This is a genomic window from Burkholderia sp. MSh2 (assembly GCF_000731655.1).
Taxonomy (GTDB): domain Bacteria; phylum Pseudomonadota; class Gammaproteobacteria; order Burkholderiales; family Burkholderiaceae; genus Burkholderia; species Burkholderia paludis.
The window spans coordinates 104,644-126,404 of sequence record NZ_JPGM01000008.1 but is presented as its reverse complement, the minus strand read 5'-3'; the positions used below and the strand labels follow the sequence as shown (position 1 = coordinate 126,404).

The window sequence follows — 21,761 nt, the reverse complement described above, 5'->3', positions numbered from 1 at the left end:
GGCCGGCCTTTTCGCCAGGCCCGCTTCTCGATGACCGACGCTTCCACCCTGATCAGCACGTCCTATTCCCGTTACCTGGCCCGCGCGGCGGCCGCGCGGCCCGCGCTGGCCGACCAGGTCGCCGCGTGGGCGGCCGCGCCGCTGGGCCGGGTGCAGCTCGACGCCCGCCTCACCGAGCTGCTCGCGACGCCGGCCGGCGCCGGCGCGCCGACCGAGGAGCACCTGAAGCGCGCGTTGCGGCAGTTGCGCGCCGAGGCGTTCGGCGCCGTCGCGGAGCGTGACCTGCGCGGGCTGGCCGACGTTGCCGAGGTGACGGGCGCGATGACCGATCTCGCCGAAGTGGCCGTGCAGCGCTCCCTTGCGCTGCTGTCGGCCGAACTCGAGGCGCTGTACGGCGAGCCGCGCGGCGCCGACGGCCAGCGCGTCGTGCTCGGCGTGGTCGGGATGGGCAAGCTCGGCGGCCGCGAGCTGAACGTGTCGTCGGACATCGACCTGATCTTCGTCTACGAGGACGATGGCGAGACGAGCGGCGGCGCGCGTTCGCCGCTGTCTACGCAGGAGTACTTCACGCGGCTCGGCCGGCGGCTGATCGGCGTGCTGTCCGAGGTCACGGCCGACGGCTACGTGTTTCGCGTCGACATGCGGCTGCGCCCGAACGGCGATTCGGGGCCGCTCGTCTGCAGCCTCGGGATGCTCGAGGAGTATTTCTACGTACAGGGGCGCGAGTGGGAGCGCTACGCGTGGATCAAGGGGCGGCTCGTGTCGGAAGGCGGCAGCGAGGCGGCGCGGCGGCTCGAGGCCCAGCTCGAAGCGATCGTCAAGCCGTTCGTGTATCGCCGCTATCTCGATTTCGGCGTGATCGGCGCGATCCGTTCGCTGCACCAGCAGATTCGGCAGGAAGCCGCGCGCCGCGCGTCGATGCGTCCGGACAAGGCCGACGACATCAAGCTGGGGCGCGGCGGGATCCGCGAGATCGAATTCAGTGCGCAGGTGTTTCAGCTGATCCGCGGCGGCCAGGATGCGGAATTCCGCGTGCGGCCGACGCTCGCGGTGCTGCGTCATGCGCAGGCGCGCGGGCTGATCGGCGAGGACGTGCGCGCACGCCTGTCCGATGCCTACAACTTCCTGCGCACGCTCGAGCACCGGCTGCAGTACCGCAACGACGCGCAGACGCACGCGATGCCGGTCGAGCCCGACGAACGTGCGGCGCTGGCCGCGTCGCTCGGCTTTGCCGACTACGCGGCGCTGATGACGGTGCTGGAGCGCCACCGGACCTTCGTCGAGGCGCAGTTCGACCAGATTTTTGCCGACAAGGCGAACGGCGGCTCCTGCGCGGGCGGCGACGACACGGCCGCCGCGTGGATCTGGAGCGGCGCGCTGGCCGACGACGGCGAGGACGACGCGCTGGTCGCCCGCCTCGACGGCCTCGGCTTTGCCGATCCGGCCGCCGTGCTCGCGCGGCTGCGCGCGGTCTGGCAGTCGTCGCGCTACACGGGCCTGCCGGAAAAGAGCCGGCAGCGCTTCGACAGCGTCGCGCAGCGGGCGCTCGATGCCGCACCGAAGATCGACGCCGCGCGCCGCGACGACACGGTCGTGCGCCTGTTCGACCTGCTCGAGACGGTCAGCCGGCGCGGCGTCTATCTCGCGCTGCTGACCGAGTATCCTGCCGCGCTCGATCGCGTGCTGTCGGTGCTGGGTGCGTCGCGCTGGGGCGGCGGCTACCTGATCCGTCACCCGCAGCTGCTCGACGAGCTGCTCGACGACGAGGCGATCGCGAGCCCGTTCGACTGGCCCGCGTTCAAGGACGCGCTGCGCGCGCGGCTCGCGGCGGCCGACGGCCCCGAACAGCAGATGGACCTGCTGCGGCACGCGCAGCACGCGGAGGTGTTCCGGATCCTGCTGATCGATCTCGCCGGGCAGTTGTCGGTCGAGCACGTGAGCGACCGGCTGTCCGAACTCGCCGACGCGGTGCTCGACGTGACGATCGAGGTGGTCTGGTCGCAGCTCGCGAAGCGTCATCGCGACGTGCCGAAGTTCGCGGTGATCGCGTACGGCAAGCTGGGCGGCAAGGAGCTCGGCTATGCGTCGGATCTCGACCTGATCTTCCTGTACGACGACCCCGACGAGCGCTCGGCGGACGTCTACACGACCTTCACGCGGCGGCTCATCACGTGGCTCACCACGGCGACCGGGGCGGGCGCGCTGTTCGACATCGACCTGCGGCTGCGGCCGAACGGCGAAGCCGGGCTGCTCGTCACCGATCTCGATGCGTTCCGCCGCTACCAGCTGCGCGAGGGCGACGCCGCGAACACCGCGTGGGTATGGGAGCACCAGGCGCTGACGCGCGCCCGCTACAGCGCGGGCGACGCGCAGATCGGCACGGATTTCGAGGCGATCCGCCAGCAGGTGCTGACGACGCCGCGCGACGGCGACGTGCTCGCGAAGGAGATCGTCGACATGCGCGGCAAGGTGTTTGCCGGCCATCCGAACCAGACCGAGCTGTTCGACCTGAAGCACGATCGCGGCGGGATGGTCGACATCGAGTTCATCGTCCAGTACTGGGTGCTGCTGCACGCGTCGAGCGACGCCGAGCTGATCCGCAACACGGGCAACATCGCGCTGCTGCGCGAGGTCGCGCGCTTCGGGCTGATGGGCGAGGACGAGGCCGAGCGCGTCGGCGCCGCGTATCGCCAGTACCGGAAGCTGCAGCACAAGTTGCGGCTCGACGGGATGGAGAAGGCGCGGGTCGATCCGGCCGTGGTGGCCGACGAGCGGGCGGCCGTGACGGCGTTGTGGGCACGCGTGTTCGGCTCGGTTGAAACGGGCGTTTGAACGAAAGCGGGGCGGGCGCCGCCTCGACCTCGACCGGCGCGCCGCCCGGGCAGGGCGCGCCGGCCGGGCCCGTTCGGTCAGGCGCCGCCCGGGCGGCCCGCCGCGTCAGGCCGCGAGCATTTCCTTCGCGTGCTTGCGGGTGGTCGCCGTGATCTCGAGCCCGCCGAGCATCCGGGCGACTTCCTCGACGCGGCTCGCCTTGTCGAGCGGGGTGACCGTCGACACGGTGCCGCCGTTGTTGTCGGCGCCCTTCGCGACCTGGAAGTGATGGTCGCCGCGCGCGGCGACCTGCGGCAGGTGGGTCACGCACAGGACCTGCCGATCGCGGCCGAGCTGGTGCAGCAGGCGGCCGACCACCTCGGCGACGCCGCCGCCGATGCCCGTATCGACTTCGTCGAAGATCAGCGTCGGCGTCGGGCTTGCCGCGCTGGCGATGACCGCGAGCGCGAGGCTGATCCGTGCAAGCTCGCCACCCGACGCCACTTTCGCAAGCGGCCGCAGCGGCACGCCGGGATGCCCCGCGACCCGGAACTCGACCTGCTCGAGCCCGTGCGGGCCGCCGTCGGCGATCGGCACGAGCGCGACCTCGAAGCTTCCGCCCGCCATCGACAGTTCCTGCATGCCGGCCGTGACGGCCGTGCCGAGCGTCCTGGCGGCCCGCGCGCGCGCGCCGGACAGGTTTTTCGCATCGGCGAGATAGGCTTCCCGCGCCTTGGCCTGCACCGCCTCGAGCGCACCGAGATCGGCGGCCGCGTCGAGCGCGGCGAGCTGGGCGCGCCGCGCCGCATGTTCTTCGTGCAGCGTATCGGGCGGCAGCCGGAACTTGCGGGCGGTCGAGTGCAGTGCATCGACCCGCATTTCGACCTGGGCGAGCCGTTCGGGGTCGAGATCGACCCGCTGCGCGTAGTGCGACAGCGAATAGACGGCTTCCTGCAGCTGGATCTCGGCCGGTTCGAGCGACGCGAGCGCGTCGCCGAGCGCCGTGTCGTAGTCGGCGAGGCTGCGCAGCTTCGACACGATCGCGCCGAGTTGCGCGAGCATCGCGTCGTCGGACTCGGACAGGGCGTTGAGTGCGCCGCGCACGCCGTCGATCAGGTTCGCCGAATGCGACAGGCGCTTGTGCTCGTTGCTGATTTCGTCCCATTCGCCGGGCTGCGGCGCGAGCTTGTCGAGCTCGGCGAGCTGCCACGCGAGCTTTTCGCGCTCGAGCTGCAATTCGCGCTCGTGGGCCTTCGCGGCGTCGATCGCTTGCGTCGCGTCGCGCCATACGCGCCACGCGCGCGCGACGTTCGCGGCATCGGCGACGAGCCCCGCGTGCGTGTCGAACAGCTCGCGCTGCGCGTCCGGCCGCATCAGCAACTGGTGCGCGTGCTGGCCGTGGATGTCGACGAGCATCTCGCCGAGCTCGCGCAGCTGCGCGAGCGTCGCGCTGGTGCCGTTGATGAACGCGCGCGAGCGGCCGTTGGCGTCGATCACGCGACGCAGCATCACGGTGTCCTCGGTGTCGAACGCGTGTTCGTCGAGCCAGCGCGCGACGCGGTCGTGCGGCGTGAATTCGGCGGTGATGTCGGCGCGGCCGCAGCCGTTGCGCACGACGCTCGCGTCGGCGCGCTCGCCGAGCGCGAGGGCAAGGGCGTCGATCAGGATCGATTTCCCGGCGCCGGTTTCGCCGGAAAAGACGGAAAAGCCGCTGTCGAATTCGAGATCGAGCGCGGCGACGATGACGAAGTCGCGGATCGAGAGGTGGCGGAGCATGGTGTCGGGCGGGGCGGCGTCAGGACGCCTTGTCGTCTTCGTTCGAGGCGTGTTCGTTCCAGTGCAGCTTCTTGCGCAGCGTCGCGTAGTAGCTGTAGCCGATCGGGTGCAGGAATGGCACGGTGTGCTTCGAGCGGCGTACCTCGATCGTGTCGTTCAGTTCGAGCGACGTGAACGACTGCATGTCGAAGTTCACGTTCACGTCGCGCCCGGCGACGATCTGGATCGCGATCTTCGAATCGTCGGGCAGCACGATGGGCCGGTTCGACAGCGCGTGCGGCGCGATCGGCACGAGCACGATGCCCGCCAGCTGCGGATGGAGGATCGGGCCGGCCGACGACAGCGCGTAGGCGGTCGAGCCGGTCGGCGTGGCGACGATCAGGCCGTCGGAACGCTGGTTGTACATGTACCGGCCGTCGACCGACGCGCGCAGCTCGACCATCCCGGAGACGCCGCTGCGGTTCACGACGACGTCGTTGAAGGCGATGGCGTGGTAGATCGGTTCGCCGTCGCGCATGATCCGGGCTTCGAGCAGCGCGCGCTCCTCGCGCTCGAACTTGCCCGACAGGATCACCGGGACGAGCGCCTGCATGTCGGCCGCCGCGATGTCGGTGATGAAGCCGAGCCGCCCGTGGTTGATCCCGATCAACGGCGTCTTGTACGGCGCGAGCTGACGGCCGATGCCGAGCATCGTTCCGTCCCCGCCCAGCACGACCGCCACGTCGGCGCGCGCCCCGATTTCGGCCGGGGTCAGCGCCGGGTAGCCGGTGATGCCGATCTCGCGCGCCGTCTCGGCTTCGAAGACGACCTCGAAGCCCCGCCTGGCGACGCAGGCGGCCAGCGTGGCGAGCGGCTCGGCGATATTGGGCGTATTGCTTCGGCCGACGAGCGCGACGGTGTTGAACTGATTGCCGGTTTTCATGCCGGCATTACACCATAGCTCGTTGACGAAAAGAACCGGTGGCGCACCCGTGGGGCCGGATCGGGCCGGCCCGCACAACGGTGGCCGACGCCACTCGCCGCGGTCGCGAGGTTGCGCTAAAATTTTCCACCATGCTAGATCCTCGCGCACGAACCCTCCTGAAAACCCTGATCGAACGGTATATCGCCGACGGTCAGCCAGTCGGATCGCGCACGTTGTCCCGTTACTCCGGGCTCGAACTGAGCCCGGCGACGATCCGCAACGTGATGTCCGACCTGGAGGAGCTCGGCCTCGTGTCGAGCCCGCACACGTCGGCCGGCCGCGTGCCGACGCCGCGCGGCTACCGGCTGTTCGTCGACACGATGCTGACGGTCGAGGCGCCGATCGACGCCGAGGCCGTCGCGCGGCAGGTGCAGAACACGCTGCAGGCCGGCGAGCCGCAGCAGCGGGTGGTCGCGGCCGCCGCGAGCGTGCTGTCGAACCTGTCGCAGTTCGCGGGCGTCGTGCTGACGCCGCGCCGCAGCCACGTGTTCAAGCAGATCGAGTTCATGCGCCTGTCGGACAAGCGCATCCTGCTGATCATCGTCACGCCCGAGGGCGACGTGCAGAACCGGATGCTCGCGACGCCGCGCGACTACTCGCCGTCGCAGCTGACCGAGGCGTCCAACTACATCAACGCGCATTTCGCCGGCCTGTCGTTCGACGAGGTGCGCCGCCGCCTGCGCGACGAGATCGACCAGTTGCGCGGCGACATGACCGCGCTGATGCACGCGGCCGTGACGGCCAGCACCGAGGTGCCCGACACCGAGGACACCGTGCTGATTTCCGGCGAGCGCAACCTGCTCGAGGTGGCGGATCTGTCGTCCGACATGGCGCGGCTGCGCAAGCTGTTCGACGTATTCGACCAAAAGACGGGCCTCCTGCAATTGCTCGACGTGTCGAGCCACGCCCAGGGCGTGCAGATCTTCATCGGCGGCGAATCGACGCTCGTGCCGATCGAGGAAATGAGCGTCGTCACCGCGCCTTACGAGGTGAACGGGCAGATCGTCGGCACGCTCGGCGTGATCGGCCCGACCCGCATGGCGTACAACCGCGTGATACCGATCGTCGACATCACCGCGCGCCTGCTGTCGCTGACCCTGAGCCAGCAGTAGCGCGGCCGGGCGCATGCCCGATCCCGCCCCGTCATCGTGCCGCGGCGGCGCATGCGCCGGCAGTCGGCCGAACGGCCAGCCGACCTGTGCGAGGCAGCCCGCTATAATTGAGGGCCGTCCGGTTCCGTGCCCCGAGCACGTTCTTGCCCATGCGTTTCGATCTTGAGCCGCCTTCGAGTACCGCGGCCGCCCATCGCATCGGTGTGCTGCTGATCAATCTCGGCACGCCCGATGCGCCCACGCCGCGTGCGGTGCGGCGCTATCTGGCCGAATTCCTGTCGGATCCGCGCGTCGTCGAGATTCCGCAGGCCATCTGGCAGGTGTTGCTGCGCACGCTGATCCTGCCGCTGCGCGGCCGCGCGTCCGCGAAGAAATACGCGGCCGTCTGGATGCCCGAGGGCTCGCCGCTGCGCGTGCACACCGAGCGGCAGACCGACAGCGTGCGGCACCTGCTCGCGTCGAACGGCTATCACGTGCTGGTCGACTATGCGATGCGCTACGGCAGCCCGAACATTGCCCAGGCGCTTGCCCAGTTCAAGCGCGCGGGTGTCGAGCGCGTGCTGCTGATGCCGATGTATCCGCAATACTCGGCGTCGACCACGGCTACCGCCTTCGACGCCGCGTTCGAGGCGCTCGCGCGCATGCGCAACCAGCCCGAGGTGCGCACGGTGCGGCACTACGCCGACCATCCGGCCTATCTCCACGCCCTCGCCGAGCAGGTGCGCCATTACTGGGCGCAGCATGGCCGGCCCGACTTCGCGGCCGGCGACAAGCTCGTGCTGAGCTTCCACGGCGTGCCGAAGCGCACGCTCGATCTCGGCGATCCGTATCACGACCAGTGCCAGCAGACGGGCGCGCTGCTGATGGCCGCGCTCGGGCTGTCGACGACCGAATGCCGCGTCACGTTCCAGTCCCGCTTCGGCAAGGCCGAATGGCTGCAGCCGTACACGGCGCCGACGCTGCGCGAGTTCGGCGAGGCCGGCGTGCGGCGGGCCGACGTGTTCTGTCCTGGTTTCACGGCCGATTGCCTCGAAACGATCGAGGAAATCGGAATGGAAGTGCGCGACGAGTTCCTCGCCGGCGGCGGCAAGTCGTTCCACCGCATTCCGTGCCTGAACGGCGCGTCGGCGTGGATCGGTGCGCTCGGGGAGATCGTCGCCGAGAATCTGCAGGGCTGGCCCGTCAGGACGGTGCAGCCCGAAACCGTGAGCTGACGCGATGAACTACAGGATTTCGACCGAACCGGGCGCGAAGCTGCGCATCGACAAATGGCTGTGGGCGGCCCGGTTCTTCAAGACGCGTTCGCTCGCGACCGACGCGGTCGACAAGGGGCACGTGAAGATCGGCGGCGCGGCGGTCAAGCCGGCGAAGGAGGTGCGGGTCGGCGACCAGGTCGAGATTGCGATCGACGGTATCGTCTGGCACATTGCCGTGCTGGGCGTGTGCGACCTGCGCGGGCCCGCGAGCGTCGCGCAGACGCTTTACGAGGAAACGGCAGCGGGGCGGGCCGCGCGGCTCGCCGAGCTGGAGCGGCGCCGCACGTATCGCGAGCCGGCAGCCGAGCTGCACGGCCGGCCGACGAAGCGGGATCGCCGCATCATCGACAGATTTTCGGGTGGGAGCTGAACATCTGGTCGAACGTCGCCCGCGCACTTCCGTATTCGGTCGTGCGGTCGGTGACGGCTCCCGACAGGCAGATGGTGGTGGTGCCGGCAATGAGTACCAGCGCGACCACCGATATCGCAAAGGTCAGTTTCACGGTACTCCCCTCGAGAAGACGGGTGAAAACGGCGCCAGGTGGATGTCAGGCGGCGGTAAGCTAGGGTAAACACGCTTTTTCGACGCTTGAGTGGAGTGTAGTGCAGCGTGCCTGTGCCAAGCTAGTACCCGGCTGGTAAGCGTTGTTACAGGCCGTTTCGCCCGGTCCGGCGAGCGCTGCGGGCGATGCACCGGCACTGCGCGCGGTTGTTTCGCGGCATTGGAGAATGCGGCGCCCAACCCTCTTGAAAACGCAGTTTTCACCCCTATTTGCACCAGCAATGTGCGGTGCCGCCCGGCGTATGATCGGGCGGTTGCCGATTTGGCTTCAACCTCTAATCGACTTTCAGCGACATGGAAAACACGCAAGAGAACCCGGCTACCCAATCGGCCGAAGATATCGGCAGCGAGAAGCCGGAGGCGCAAGGCGCCGCGCCCGCCGCCGAAGCAGCCGACGCGGCGCTCGCGGAGGCTCAAGCCAAGGTCGCCGAGCTGCAGGAAAGCTTCCTGCGGGCGAAGGCCGAGACCGAGAACGTCCGCCGCCGCGCGCAGGACGACGTGTCGAAGGCGCACAAGTTCGCGATCGAGAGCTTCGCGGAACACCTGCTGCCCGTGCTGGACAGCCTGGAAGCGGCCGTCAACGATACGTCCGGCGACATCGCAAAGGTGCGCGAGGGCGTCGAACTGACGCTGCGCCAGCTGACGAACGCGCTCGAGAAGGGCCGTGTCGTCGCGCTCAACCCGGTCGGCGAGAAGTTCGATCCGCACCAGCACCAGGCGATCTCGATGGTGCCGGCCGAGCAGGAACCGAACACCGTCGTCGCCGTGCTGCAAAAGGGCTACACGATCGCCGACCGCGTCCTGCGCCCGGCGCTCGTCACCGTCGCGCAGCCGAAGTAAGGTCGCCGCGATGGTGCCAGCCGGCGTCGATCCGGCCGCGTTCGACACGTTCGGCATGCAGGCGCTGGATGCCGGCACGTTCGACGCGGCGCTCGAAGGCGCGGGCGACGCGCTCGCGGTGGTGTTCTTCTGGGGCGTCGACTGCTTCAACTGCGAGATCGCGAAGAAGGCGATGCTCGCCCAGCCCGACGCGATCCGCGCGCTGGACCTGAAGTGGTTCCATTGCAACGTGTACGAACACCATCAGCTGGGGCGCCGCTTCGCGCTGCACGGCGTACCGACCTGGTTTTTCTTCCACCGCGGCAGGCGGCTGGGCCGCGCGACGGGCTGGCATGGCCTCGCGCAGTTCCAGGCGGCCGTCTCGGCGGCGCGCGCGAAGATCGCCGCGGCGTCGGGCGGCGATCCGTCGGGCGGCGATCCGCTGGCTGGCGGCGATTGAAAAAATTTAATATCCGCATCGCCTGTCGGGTCTTGAAAACGGGCCGGACGGACGCATTTCGGGAACAGAGTTGAATTCTGGCGTGCGAAACCGCCCCAAAACGCGGGGTTTCGCGCAGCAAACAAGCATTTCTGGAGATTAGGAAAAATGGGAAAGATCATCGGTATTGACCTCGGCACCACGAACTCGTGCGTCGCCATCATGGAAGGCAACCAGGTCAAGGTCATCGAGAACTCGGAAGGCACGCGCACCACGCCGTCGATCATCGCCTACATGGACGACAACGAAGTCCTCGTCGGCGCGCCGGCCAAGCGTCAGTCGGTGACCAACCCGAAGAACACGCTGTTCGCGGTGAAGCGCCTGATCGGCCGCCGCTTCGAAGAGAAGGAAGTCCAGAAGGACATCGGCCTGATGCCGTACACCATCATCAAGGCCGACAACGGCGATGCATGGGTCGAAGCGCACGGCGAAAAGCTGGCGCCGCCGCAGGTTTCGGCGGAAGTGCTGCGCAAGATGAAGAAGACGGCCGAAGACTACCTCGGCGAGCCGGTCACGGAAGCCGTGATCACGGTGCCGGCGTACTTCAACGACAGCCAGCGTCAGGCAACCAAGGACGCCGGCCGCATCGCGGGCCTCGAAGTCAAGCGGATCATCAACGAGCCGACCGCGGCTGCGCTCGCGTTCGGCCTCGACAAGGCCGAGAAGGGCGACCGCAAGATCGCCGTGTATGACCTCGGCGGCGGTACGTTCGACGTGTCGATCATCGAGATCGCCGACGTCGACGGCGAAATGCAGTTCGAAGTGCTGTCGACCAACGGCGACACGTTCCTCGGCGGCGAAGACTTCGACCAGCGTATCATCGATTACATCATCGGCGAGTTCAAGAAGGAGCAGGGCGTCGACCTGTCGAAGGACGTGCTCGCGCTGCAGCGCCTGAAGGAAGCCGCTGAAAAGGCGAAGATCGAGCTGTCGTCGAGCCAGCAGACCGAAATCAACCTGCCGTACATCACGGCGGACGCATCGGGCCCGAAGCACTTGAACCTGAAGATCACCCGCGCGAAGCTGGAAGCGCTGGTGGAAGACCTCGTCGAGCGCACGATCGAACCGTGCCGCATCGCGATCAAGGACGCAGGCGTCAAGGTGTCGGACATCGACGACGTGATCCTGGTCGGCGGCCAGACGCGCATGCCGAAGGTCCTGGAGAAGGTGAAGGAGTTCTTCGGCAAGGATCCGCGCCGTGACGTGAACCCGGACGAAGCCGTCGCGGTTGGCGCGGCGATCCAGGGCCAGGTCCTGTCGGGCGACCGCAAGGACGTGCTGCTGCTCGACGTGACCCCGCTGTCGCTCGGCATCGAGACGCTCGGCGGCGTGATGACGAAGATGATCAGCAAGAACACGACGATCCCGACCAAGCACGCGCAGGTGTACTCGACGGCCGACGACAACCAGGGCGCCGTGACGATCAAGGTGTTCCAGGGCGAACGCGAAATGGCAGCCGGCAACAAGCTGCTCGGCGAGTTCAACCTCGAAGGCATCCCGCCGGCACCGCGCGGCGTGCCGCAGATCGAAGTGACCTTCGACATCGACGCGAACGGCATCCTCCACGTCGGCGCGAAGGACAAGGCGACCGGCAAGGAAAACAAGATCACGATCAAGGCGAACTCGGGTCTGTCCGAGGCTGAAATCGACCAGATGATCAAGGACGCGGAAGCGAACGCAGCGGAAGACCACAAGCTGCGCGAGCTGGCCGATTCGCGCAACCAGGGCGACGCGCTGGTTCACAGCACGAAGAAGGCGCTGGCCGAGTACGGCGACAAGCTGGACGCGGGCGAGAAGGACGCGATCGAAGCGGCGCTGAAGTCGCTCGAGGACGTGCTGAAGGACTCGTCGGCCGACAAGGCTGCGATCGACGCGAAGGTCGAGGAACTGGGCAAGGTTTCGCAGAAGCTCGGCGAGAAGATGTACGCCGACATGCAGGCCCAGCAGGCTGGTGCGGCGGGCGCGGCCGGTGCCGCGGAAGGTGCGGCCCATGCGGGCGGCGCGCAGCAGGCTGCCGACGACGTCGTCGACGCCGAGTTCAAGGAAGTGAAGAAGGACTAAGCCGGGTTGCCCCGTCGCCGTTCGCCGCGCGCAGCCAGCGCGCGGCGCGGCCGGCGGGATGGCTGACAAGCGGTCTGTCTTTCCTTCCGGATGGCCGGATCGACTCCACGCCTGGCGGGCTTCGCGGCCCTCCGGGCACATTTGTTTTTTGGCGGGTGCCGTGTGCGTCGTCGGTGGACGGGCGCGGCGCCAGACGAGTCGAGAGACTTTACTGCGGGCGAAAGGAGCCGCCGCATGCGCGATGCGCGGCGGCACAGTGAATCGATATGGCGAAACGGGATTACTACGAGGTTCTGGGCGTCGCGAAGAATGCGAGCGACGACGAAATCAAGAAGGCATATCGCAAGCTTGCGATGAAGTACCACCCTGACCGCAATCCGGACAACAAGGATGCGGAAGAGCATTTCAAGGAAGTGAAGGAAGCCTATGAAATGCTGTCGGACAGCCAGAAGCGGGCCGCGTACGACCAGTACGGCCACGCGGGCGTCGATCCGAACATGGGCGGTGCGGGCGCACAGGGCTTCGGCGGCTTCGCGGATGCATTCGGCGACATTTTCGGCGACATCTTCGGCCAGGCCGCGGGCGGTGCGGCGCGCGGCGGCCGCGGCGGTCCGCAGGTGTACCGCGGCGCGGACCTGCGCTACAGCATGGAAATCACGCTCGAGCAGGCGGCGCACGGCTACGACACGCAGATCCGCGTGCCGAGCTGGGTGTCGTGCGAGGTCTGCCACGGGTCGGGCGCGAAGCCCGGCACGAAGCCGGAAACCTGCCCGACCTGCCATGGCCAGGGCACGGTGCGCATGTCGCAGGGCTTCTTCAGCATCCAGCAGACCTGCCCGAAGTGCCACGGCACGGGCACCTACATCCCCGAGCCGTGTGCGCATTGCCACGGGTCGGGCAAGGTGAAGGAAACCAAGACGCTCGAAGTGAAGATCCCGGCCGGGATCGACGACGGGATGCGGATCCGCTCGGCCGGCAACGGCGAGCCGGGCATCAACGGCGGGCCGCCGGGCGACCTGTACGTCGAGATTCACATCAAGCCGCACGCGGTGTTCGAGCGCGATGGCGACGATCTCCACTGCCAGATGCCGATCCCGTTCACGACCGCCGCGCTCGGCGGCGAGATCGAGGTGCCGACGCTGGCCGGCCGGGCATCGTTCCCGGTGCCGGAAGGCACGCAGTCGGGCAAGACGTTCCGTCTGCGGGGCAAGGGCATCAAGGGGTTGCGTTCGAGCATCGCCGGCGATCTGTACGTCCACGTTCAGGTCGAGACGCCCGTGAAGCTGACCGACAATCAGCGCGACCTGCTCAAGCAGTTCGAGAAGTCGCTGGCCGAGGGCGGCGCGCGTCACAGCCCGCAGAGCAAGAGCTGGTTCGATCGTGTGAAGAGTTTCTTCGAGTAACGCGAGTAACGGCATGACTGAAGGCAGCGAGAGCGCGTCGTTCGCGCTCTTGGACGATTGCGACTCGACCGCGTCTGCGCGGTCGAGTCGTTTGTATTCCGGCTTCGTGCACGAACGCGTGTGTACGGATCCGGAACAGCTCGACGCAGTCGACGCAGCGGTTGCGCAGGATCTGCGCGACGGGCTGCATGCGGTTGTCGTCGGCGATTACGAATTCGGGCGCAACCTGCAACGGGCGCAGCCGGGCGATGCCCCGCTGCGCTTTTTGCTGTTTGCGCGCTGCGAGCGCCTGTCGCGCGATGAAGTCGACACGTGGCTCGCGCAGCAGGACGGCGGCGGCCAGCCGTCGATCGCGGGCGTCGCACACGTGGCGAAGAGCGTCACGCGCGACGCGTTCGACACGGCGATCGCCGCGGTGCACGACGCTTTGCGCGCAGGCGATTCGTATCAGGTCAACTACACGTACCGGCTGAATTTCGACGTGTTCGGCACGCCGCTCGCGCTGTACCGGCGGCTGCGCGAGCGCCAGCCCGTACGCTACGGCGCGCTGATCGCGCTGCCGGGCGGTGCGTGGATCGTGTCGTGTTCGCCCGAGCTGTTCGTCGAGCGGCACGGCGACGTGTTGCGCGCACGGCCGATGAAGGGCACCGCGCCGCGTTCGGCCGATCCCCGGGACGACGCGGCGGCCGCCGCGTTCCTCGCGAACGATCCGAAGAACCGCGCGGAAAACGTGATGATCGTCGACCTGCTGCGCAATGACGTATCGCGGATCGCGCGCACCGGGACGGTCCGCGTGCCGGCGCTGTTCTCCGTCGAGCCGTATGCGTCGGTGTGGCAGATGACGTCGACGGTCGAGGCCGGCTGGCGCGACGGGACGTCGTTCGCGCAGATGCTGCGCGCGCTGTTTCCGTGCGGATCGATCACGGGCGCGCCGAAGCACGGGACGATGCAGCTGATCGACGCGATCGAGTCGACGCCGCGCGGGCTCTATACCGGTGCGATCGGCTGGCTCGATGCGCCGGGCGAAAGCGCGGCTCCCGATGCAGGTGGAAATCGCGCGTCCGCTTGCGGCGATTTCTGTTTGTCGGTCGCGATTCGTACGTTGACTCTCGAGGCGGCCGGCGCACGTTCGGCGGGCGCCGATAGCGACGCGTCCGGTCCGGTCGCGGCAACTGCCGGACGCCGGCGCGGCACGATGGGCGTCGGCGCGGGCATCGTGCTCGACAGCGTCGCGGCCGACGAATATGCGGAGTGCGACTTGAAAGCGCAATTCCTGACGGATGCCGATCCCGGCTTCCAGCTGTTCGAAACCACCGCTGCCACGCGCGCGGACGGCATCCGGTATCTGGAGCACCATCTTGCACGGCTGCAGCGCAGCGCGGACGCGTTCGGCTTCCGTTTCGACGCCGACGCATTGCGCCGCGAGATCGACGCGCGCTGTGCTGCGCTCGACGGCGACGGTGCCTACCGGATGAAGCTCGCACTCGCGAAGGACGGCACGGTCGAGATCGTCGCGGCGCCGCTGAAGCCGCTGCCGGTGGGGCCGGTCGGCGTGCTGCTGGCGTCCGCGCACGGCTTCGCGCCGACCCGCGCAGGCGATGCGCTGCTGCTGCACAAGACGACGCGCCGCGCCGAATACGATCGCGCGTGGCAGGCGGCGGAGGCGCTGGGCGGTTTCGACATGCTGTTCGTCAACGAGCGTGGCGAAGTGACGGAGGGTGGGCGTTCGAACCTGTTCGTGAAGCTCGACGGCCGGTGGGTGACGCCGCCGCTGGCGTCCGGCGTGCTGCCGGGCGTGATGCGCGGCGTGTTGCTCGACGATCGTACGTTCGGTGCAACGGAGCGCGTCGTGACCCGTGACGATCTGGCTCGCGCGCAGGGGCTGTTGTTGACCAACGCGCTGCGAGGCGCGCTCGACGCGGTATTGATCGCGTAACGGGACGCCGCTGGCAGCGCGGCAAATAAAAAAGCGCGGCGCCCCGCAAAGGGCGCCGCGCTTTTTTATTTCGGTGCCGGCGAACGCGTTGCCGACGCCCGATCAGAACGAATGTTCGGGACCGGGAAACGCGCCGTCCTTCACCGCGCGGACATACGCTTCGACCGCCGCCTGGATGTTCGGCTGACCCTGCATGAAATCCTTCACAAAGCGCGGACGCTTGCCGGGGAACACGCCGAGCATGTCGTGCAGCACCAGCACCTGCCCCGAGCAGTCGACGCCCGCGCCGATGCCGATCGTCGGAATCTTCAGCATGTGCGTGACTTCGGACGCGACGAGCGTCGGCACCGCCTCGAGCACGACGAGCTGGGCGCCCGCGTCCTCGATCGCGCGTGCGTCGCGCAGCAACTGCGCGGCGCCGGCCTCGGTCTTGCCCTGAACCTTGAAGCCGCCGAACGCGTGCACCGATTGCGGCGTCAGGCCCAGGTGCGCGCACACCGGCACCGAGCGTTCGACGAGGAAACGGATCGTCTCGGCGAGCCACTCGCCGCCTTCGAGCTTGACCATCTGCGCGCCCGCGCGCATCAGCCGGACCGAGTTCGCGAACGCCTCGGCCGGGGTGCCGTACGTGCCGAACGGCAGATCGGCGACGACGAGCGCGCGCGGCTGCGCGCGTGCGACGCAGGCGGTGTGGTACGCGATGTCGTCGAGCGACACGGGCAGCGTGGTCGTGTGACCTTGCAGCACATTGCCGAGCGAATCGCCGATCAGCAGCACGTCGGTGCCCGAGCGATCGAGCAGCGCGGAAAAGCTCGCGTCGTAGCAGGTGAGCATCGCGATCTTCTCGCCGGCGTCGCGCATTGCCTGCAGCTTGGGCACCGTGACGGCAGGCCGGCTCGATTCCTGGAGATAGGTCATGGGAAATCCGGGTCGATGGGTGAAAAACGGCAGGCGGGACGCGTCAGCGCGTCGTCTCGCCCTTGACGAAGAATTCCTTGCGGCCGCGCATCGTCTCGATGCGCTCGATCAGCAGCGCGAGGTCTTCGGGGGAATCCAGCGGGTTCAGGTGTTCCGCGGCGACCGTCAGCACCGGCGTGCGGTCGTAGTGGTAGAAGAATTCGTTGTACGCGTCGACGAGCGAGCGCAGGTATGCGTCGCTGATCTGCAGCTCCATCGGCAGCCCGCGCTTCTGGATGCGCGCGAACAGCACTTCGGGGCTCGCCTGCAGATAGACGACGAGGTCCGGCGACGGCGCCTGCGGTACGTCGACGTGCGTCGCGACCGCGCGATACAGTTGCCATTCGTCTTCCGGCAGGTTCAGCCGCGCGAAGATGTCGTTCTTCTGCGGCATGAAATCGGCGATGACGGGGCGGCCCGTGTCGAGCGCGCCGATCAGTTCGCGGGCCTGCTGCGCGCGCTGCAGCGCGAACGACAGTTGCACGGGCAGCGCATAGCGCGCGGTGTCGCGATAGAAGCGTTCGAGGAACGGGTTGTCCTGCGGGCGCTCGAGCAGCGTCTGCATCGACCAGCGTTCCGCGAGCTGCCGCGCGAGCGTCGTCTTGCCGACGCCGATCGGGCCTTCGATCACGAGATAGCGGTGCGGCGCGCGCAGGTCGGGCGCGGTGACGGTCAGCGGAGTAGGGATCATCGGCAGCGGGGCTTGTCGGCGTCTTCGCCTGCGGCGAGCGCCTTCTGCATCAGGCACTGGCAGGTCTGCACCTTCTCGACGCGCTGGTCGGCGACGGCGGCGAGGAAGGCGTCGGCCCGACCGCGCGCGGGGATGTCGAGCGCCGGCTCGATCTCGACGAGCGGCACGAGCGCGAATGCGCGATCGGTGAGGCGCGGATGCGGGACGATCAGGTCGGGTTCGTCGATCGAGTCGGCGCCGAACAGCAGGATGTCGAGGTCGAGCGTGCGCGGTGCGTTGCGGTACGGCCGCTCGCGGCCGAAGTGATGTTCGATCTTCTGGCAGAGCGCGAGCAGCTCGCGGGCCGACGACGACGTGTCGAGCTTGACGACGCAATTGTAGTAGTCGTCGCCGCCCGCTTCGAAGGGCGCCGTGCGATACAGGCTCGATTTCCCGAGGATCGAGATGGTGCGCTGCTGCGCGAGGCACACCACCGCGTCCTTCAGGGTCTGGCGCGCATCGCCGAGATTCGCCCCCAGTCCGATATATGCAACCGTCATGGCATCACTTCCTACGTCGTTCGCCAGCGAGCGCGTCAGTCGTCGGAACCGCCCGAGGTATCCGGCGCCTGCTCGGCGGCACCTTCACCCGGATTGCGGTTTCGTGCGCCGCCGCGGCGCCGCCGCTTGCGGGGCGATTTTTCCTTCGAGCCGCCCTGCGTGAGCAATGCCTCGCGAGCGGCCGCGTCGCCTTCGATGAAATCCGTCCACCACTGTCCGACTTCTGCATCGAGCTCGCCGGATTCGCAGCGTAACAGGAGGAAATCATACCCCGCTCTAAACCTTTGGTGTTCCAGCAGCCGCATCGCGCTGCGGCCCGAGCGTTTCTCGAGGCGCAGCTGCAGGCCCCAGATCTCGCGCATGTCGGCCGAATAGCGCTTGTGGATCGCGAGCTTCTCGGTCTGCATGTCGAGCACGTCGTCCATCGCGCGATGGAGCGCCGGCACCGGGATTTCGCCTTCGGCCGTGTATTGCTCGAAGCGCTGGCGCATGTCGTGCCACAGCAGCGTCGCGAACAGGAAGCCCGGCGACACCGGCTTGCCGGCGCGCACGCGCGCATCGGTGTTGTTCAGCGCGAGCGTGATGAACTTCTCGCCCTGCGGCTGTTCGAGCACCACGTCGAGGAGCGGCAGCAGCCCGTGGTGCAGGCCTTCCTTGCGCAACTGCTGCAGGCATGCGAGCGCATGGCCCGACAGCAGCAGCTTCAGCATCTCGTCGAACAGGCGGGCGGCCGGCACGTTGTTGATCAGGTCGGCGAGCCCGTTGATCGGCTCGCGCGTATGCGGCTCGATCTCGAAGCCGAGCTTCGCCGCGAAGCGCACGACGCGCAGCATCCGCACCGGATCCTCGCGGAAGCGCGTGGCCGGATCGCCGATCATCCGCAACAGGCGGGCACGCACGTCGGCCATCCCGTCGTGGTAGTCGAGCACCGTCTGCGTGGCCGGGTCGTAGTACATCGCGTTGATCGTGAAGTCGCGGCGCGCGGCATCTTCATGCTGCTCGCCCCACACGTTGTCGCGCAGCACGCGGCCGCTCGCGTCGACGGCGTGCGTGCGGCGGTCGAGTTCGTCGCGCTTCAGCCGCTTCGGCGGTTCGGCGGCGACCGCCTCGGGCGGCGCGTCGACCAGCGCGCGGAACGTCGACACCTCGATCAGCTCCTGGCCGAACTGCACGTGGACGATCTGGAAGCGGCGGCCGATCAGGCGCGCGCGGCGGAACAGGCGCTGCACCTCGGTCGGCGTCGCGTCGGTCGCGACGTCGAAGTCCTTCGGCGCGATGCCGAGCAGCAGGTCGCGCACCGCGCCGCCGACGATGAAGGCGCGAAAGCCTGCCTGCTGCAGCGTGTCGGTCACGCGCACGGCATTCTTCGAGATCAGCGCCGGATTGATGCCGTGCACGCTGGCCGGCACGACGGTCGGCTCATGGTTGCTGCGCGGTTTCTTCGCACTGCCGCCGCGGGGTGCCTTCGGGGCGCGCGGGGCGGCTGGGGCCGCTTCGTCGGCCGGAGCCGCTGCGGGAGACGTTCGCTCGGTTTCGTCCTGACCGAGCAGCTTGCGGATGAATTTTTTGATCACGACGTTCAGAAGAGATCGAGGATACGCCAGCCGCGGTTGCTTGCATGCGCACGCAGCGTGTCGTCAGGGTTGGTCGCGATCGGGTCGGTGACTTTCTCGAGCAGCGGGATGTCGTTGTGCGAGTCGCTGTAGAAGTAGCTGTGCGCGAAGTCGTCCCAGCGCTTGCCGAGCGACGCGAGCCATGCTTCGGTCCGCACGATCTTGCCTTCGCGATAGCTCGGCGTGCCGGTCGGCCGGCCCGTGTAAGGCGAATCGGGATGCCCGTCGGTCGTTTCGACCTCGCACGCGATCAGCGTGTCGACGCCGAACGCGGTCGCGATCGGGCGCGTGATGAATTCGTTGGTTGCCGTCACGACGCAGCACAGGTCGCCTGCATCGAGGTGCTTGCGCACGAGCTCGAGTGCGGCGGGCGTCATCGCGGGACGGATCACCTCGTGCATGTACTGCTCGTGCCATTGCGCGAGCTGCGCGCGCGAATACTTCGCGAGCGGCGTGAGCATGGCCGTGAGGTACGCGTGGATGTCGAGCTTGCCGGCCTTGTAGTCGGCGAAGAACTGATCGTTCTGACGCGAGAAGCTTTCCGCGTCGACGATGCCGAGCTTCACCATGAAGCGGCCCCATTCGTGGTCGCTATCGGTCGGGATCAGCGTGTGATCGAGGTCAAAGAGTGCCAGATTAGTCATGGAAGCGCATTTTACTCGAAGCGGTTCGGGCCCGTGCCCGGTGGTGTGATGTCGTCGCCGGGACGCGCCAGCATCCGGCGCAGCAGCGGCAGCGTGACCGCGCGTTTCTGCTCGAGCGAGAAGCGGTCGAGCGCGTCGAGCAGCGCCATCAGGCTCGGCATGTCGCGGCGGAAATGGGTCAGCAGGTAGGCGGCGATGTCGTCGGTGAGCGCAATCCCGCGCTCCTTCGCCGCGAGCTTGAGCACGGCGATCTTGCCGGCGTCGGACGGCGGCGACAGGTGGAACACGAGCCCCCAGCCGAGGCGCGTGCGCAGATCCTCGCGCACGTCGAGCGCGAGCGGCGCGGCGGGGCCCGCCGCGACGAAGGCGCTCGACGGGTGCGCGCGCACTTCGTTGAACAGGTTGAACAGCGCGACCTGCTGCGCGTCGCTCATCCGGTCGCAGTCGTCGATCGCGTAGATGCCGATGCGCGGGTCGAACGTGAACGCGCCGAGCGGGCTCTGCGGCGTCAGGTAGCGCGCGTAGCCGTACGACGCGTCGCTCACGAGCGCCTGCAGCAGATGGGTGCGGCCGCTGCCGGGCTCGCCCCAGATGTAGAACGACCGGTCCGGCACGGGGCCCGCCGCGAGCGCGAGGTCGAGCTTCTGCAGGCGCGTGACGAGCTCGTCGTTCTCCTCGCTCATGATGAAGTTGTCGAACGTGGCGGGCGGCGGCGTGCCGAGATCGAGCGTCAGTTGACGGGTCACGGCAGTCACGATGCGGGTCGGTTGAAAAAACGCGTGCCGTACGCCGGGCACGCGCGGGGGAATACGGCCCGGATGGCTGCACACGCGACCGCACGCACGGCGCCGCGCCGGTTTCGGCGCGGTTCGCTCGGCGATGAAAACGGGGACGTGTTGACCAAGATGCAATCCCTGACGATTCGGTGCTGGGAATTCCGGCCAACGGGCCGGCTTCGGGTAAAATCGCATTTTACCGACCTTCTCGCATTCCCCCATGAATCCTCCGAAATCCGCTCCCGACGCTCAGGGTCTGTCCTACCGCGACGCAGGCGTCGACATCGACGCAGGCGACGCGCTCATCGACAAGATCAAGCCTTTTGCGAAGAAAACCCTGCGCGACGGCGTGCTCGGCGGCATCGGCGGGTTCGGCGCGCTGTTCGAAGTGCCGAAGAAGTATCGCGAGCCCGTGCTCGTGTCCGGCACCGACGGCGTGGGCACCAAGCTCAAGCTGGCGTTTCATCTGAACAAACACGATACGGTCGGCCAGGATCTCGTCGCGATGAGCGTGAACGACATCCTCGTGCAGGGCGCCGAGCCGCTGTTCTTCCTCGACTACTTCGCGTGCGGCAAGCTCGACGTCGACACGGCCGCGACGGTCGTCAAGGGCATCGCGCACGGCTGCGAACTGTCGGGCTGCGCGCTGATCGGCGGTGAAACGGCCGAAATGCCGGGCATGTACCCGGACGGCGAATACGACCTGGCAGGCTTCGCGGTCGGCGCGGTCGAGAAGAGCAAGATCATCGACGGCAGCACGATCGCCGAAGGCGACGTCGTGCTCGGCCTCGCATCGAGCGGCATCCATTCGAACGGTTTTTCGCTCGTGCGCAAGATCATCGAGCGCGCGAACCCCGACCTGTCGGCCGATTTCCACGGCCGGTCGCTCGCCGACACGCTGATGGCGCCCACGCGCATCTACGTGAAGCCGCTGCTCGCGCTGATGCAGAAGATCGCCGTGAAGGGCATGGCGCACATCACGGGCGGCGGCCTGGTCGAGAACATTCCGCGCGTGCTGCGCGAAGGCCTCACCGCCGAACTCGACCAGAACGCCTGGTCGCTGCCGCCGCTGTTCAAGTGGCTGCAGGAGCACGGCGGCGTGGCCGACGCTGAAATGCACCGCGTGTTCAACTGCGGGATCGGCATGGCCGTGATCGTCGCGGCGGCCGATGCCGACGCCGCGATCGCCGACCTGGCCGCCGCCGGCGAACAGGTGTGGAAGATCGGCGTCGTGCGCGCGAGCCGCGAAGGCGAGGCGCAGACCGTCGTGGTCTGACGCACTGCCGCAACGGATGCAGCAGGCAAAACCGCCCGGAGTCGATCCGGGCGGTTTTTTTTCGGG

At 67.9% G+C, this 21,761-nt stretch carries 19 protein-coding genes; 10 read left to right on the top strand and 9 right to left on the bottom strand.

What is annotated here, in order from left to right; genetic code table 11:
• Positions 1-30: 30 nt before the first annotated feature.
• A complete protein-coding gene (gene glnE / locus GQ57_RS07055; RefSeq protein ID WP_034197477.1) occupies positions 31-2,832 on the top strand; it encodes a bifunctional [glutamate--ammonia ligase]-adenylyl-L-tyrosine phosphorylase/[glutamate--ammonia-ligase] adenylyltransferase in 2,802 nt (933 codons plus the stop codon).
• A gap of 105 nt (positions 2,833-2,937) precedes the next feature.
• On the opposite strand, the gene recN is transcribed toward glnE, so the two are convergent.
• Both recN and GQ57_RS07045 read right to left on the bottom strand, forming a co-directional pair.
• Positions 2,938-4,587, bottom strand: a complete 1,650-nt coding sequence (gene recN / locus GQ57_RS07050; RefSeq protein ID WP_031399639.1) for a DNA repair protein RecN — start codon at positions 4,585-4,587, stop codon at positions 2,938-2,940.
• Between the two features lie 19 nt (positions 4,588-4,606).
• Positions 4,607-5,509, bottom strand: a complete 903-nt coding sequence (locus GQ57_RS07045) for an NAD kinase (RefSeq protein WP_031399638.1) — start codon at positions 5,507-5,509, stop codon at positions 4,607-4,609.
• A gap of 131 nt (positions 5,510-5,640) precedes the next feature.
• Between GQ57_RS07045 and hrcA the strand changes: the two genes are divergently transcribed.
• The 3 genes from hrcA to GQ57_RS07030 all read left to right on the top strand — a co-directional run bounded on the left by hrcA (position 5,641) and on the right by GQ57_RS07030 (position 8,289).
• A complete protein-coding gene (gene hrcA, locus GQ57_RS07040) occupies positions 5,641-6,663 on the top strand; it encodes a heat-inducible transcriptional repressor HrcA (protein WP_031399637.1) in 1,023 nt (340 codons plus the stop codon).
• 149 nt (positions 6,664-6,812) lie between these two features.
• Positions 6,813-7,877 carry a ferrochelatase gene (gene hemH / locus GQ57_RS07035; protein WP_031399636.1) on the top strand — a complete coding sequence of 355 codons (1,065 nt, stop codon included), beginning with the start codon at positions 6,813-6,815 and terminating at the stop codon, positions 7,875-7,877.
• A 4-nt stretch (positions 7,878-7,881) separates the two neighbouring features.
• Positions 7,882-8,289 (top strand): RNA-binding S4 domain-containing protein, encoded by a 408-nt coding sequence (locus GQ57_RS07030; RefSeq protein WP_031399635.1) that lies wholly within the window; start codon positions 7,882-7,884, stop codon positions 8,287-8,289.
• Here the strand turns inward: GQ57_RS07030 and GQ57_RS43280 are convergent.
• Complete coding sequence (locus GQ57_RS43280) at positions 8,261-8,422, bottom strand: hypothetical protein (protein ID WP_162836103.1); 162 nt, start codon at positions 8,420-8,422, stop codon at positions 8,261-8,263. The genes GQ57_RS07030 and GQ57_RS43280 overlap by 29 nt on opposite strands.
• Positions 8,423-8,775: 353 nt before the next feature.
• Here GQ57_RS43280 and grpE point away from each other — a divergent pair, with 353 nt between their 5' ends.
• The 5 genes from grpE (at position 8,776) to GQ57_RS07005 (ending at position 15,199) form a co-directional block, all read left to right on the top strand.
• Entirely contained in the window at positions 8,776-9,321 is a 546-nt protein-coding gene (gene grpE, locus GQ57_RS07025) for a nucleotide exchange factor GrpE (RefSeq protein ID WP_031399634.1), read from the top strand.
• Between the two features lie 10 nt (positions 9,322-9,331).
• Positions 9,332-9,760 carry a thioredoxin family protein gene (locus GQ57_RS07020; protein ID WP_034197476.1) on the top strand — a complete coding sequence of 143 codons (429 nt, stop codon included), beginning with the start codon at positions 9,332-9,334 and terminating at the stop codon, positions 9,758-9,760.
• Positions 9,761-9,907: 147 nt separating this feature from the next.
• Positions 9,908-11,860, top strand: coding sequence for a molecular chaperone DnaK (gene dnaK / locus GQ57_RS07015; RefSeq protein ID WP_034197475.1), 1,953 nt, complete (start codon positions 9,908-9,910; stop codon positions 11,858-11,860).
• A 266-nt stretch (positions 11,861-12,126) separates the two neighbouring features.
• Positions 12,127-13,263 (top strand): molecular chaperone DnaJ, encoded by a 1,137-nt coding sequence (dnaJ, locus tag GQ57_RS07010; protein WP_031399631.1) that lies wholly within the window; start codon positions 12,127-12,129, stop codon positions 13,261-13,263.
• A 13-nt stretch (positions 13,264-13,276) separates the two neighbouring features.
• Positions 13,277-15,199 (top strand): chorismate-binding protein, encoded by a 1,923-nt coding sequence (locus GQ57_RS07005; RefSeq protein WP_034197474.1) that lies wholly within the window; start codon positions 13,277-13,279, stop codon positions 15,197-15,199.
• A 102-nt stretch (positions 15,200-15,301) separates the two neighbouring features.
• Here the strand turns inward: GQ57_RS07005 and panB are convergent, their stop codons facing one another.
• From panB to hda, 6 genes are read right to left on the bottom strand one after another with little or no spacing between them, the layout of a single operon-like run.
• The gene (gene panB, locus GQ57_RS07000; RefSeq protein ID WP_031399629.1) at positions 15,302-16,117 is read right to left on the bottom strand and encodes a 3-methyl-2-oxobutanoate hydroxymethyltransferase; all 816 of its coding nucleotides are present in this window, start codon (positions 16,115-16,117) and stop codon (positions 15,302-15,304) included.
• A 43-nt stretch (positions 16,118-16,160) separates the two neighbouring features.
• Entirely contained in the window at positions 16,161-16,847 is a 687-nt protein-coding gene (locus GQ57_RS06995; protein ID WP_031399628.1) for a deoxynucleoside kinase, read from the bottom strand.
• Positions 16,844-17,386, bottom strand: a complete 543-nt coding sequence (gene folK, locus GQ57_RS06990; protein ID WP_031399627.1) for a 2-amino-4-hydroxy-6-hydroxymethyldihydropteridine diphosphokinase — start codon at positions 17,384-17,386, stop codon at positions 16,844-16,846. Before folK ends, GQ57_RS06995 begins: the two co-directional genes overlap by 4 nt.
• A gap of 35 nt (positions 17,387-17,421) precedes the next feature.
• The gene (pcnB, locus tag GQ57_RS06985; RefSeq protein WP_034197473.1) at positions 17,422-18,960 is read right to left on the bottom strand and encodes a polynucleotide adenylyltransferase PcnB; all 1,539 of its coding nucleotides are present in this window, start codon (positions 18,958-18,960) and stop codon (positions 17,422-17,424) included.
• A 5-nt stretch (positions 18,961-18,965) separates the two neighbouring features.
• Positions 18,966-19,643 carry an HAD family hydrolase gene (locus GQ57_RS06980; protein WP_031399625.1) on the bottom strand — a complete coding sequence of 226 codons (678 nt, stop codon included), beginning with the start codon at positions 19,641-19,643 and terminating at the stop codon, positions 18,966-18,968.
• Between the two features lie 11 nt (positions 19,644-19,654).
• The gene (gene hda / locus GQ57_RS06975; RefSeq protein ID WP_031399624.1) at positions 19,655-20,389 is read right to left on the bottom strand and encodes a DnaA regulatory inactivator Hda; all 735 of its coding nucleotides are present in this window, start codon (positions 20,387-20,389) and stop codon (positions 19,655-19,657) included.
• 250 nt (positions 20,390-20,639) lie between these two features.
• On the opposite strand from hda, the gene purM reads away from it, so the two are divergent.
• Positions 20,640-21,695 (top strand): phosphoribosylformylglycinamidine cyclo-ligase, encoded by a 1,056-nt coding sequence (gene purM / locus GQ57_RS06970; RefSeq protein WP_031399623.1) that lies wholly within the window; start codon positions 20,640-20,642, stop codon positions 21,693-21,695.
• Positions 21,696-21,761 lie beyond the last annotated feature (66 nt).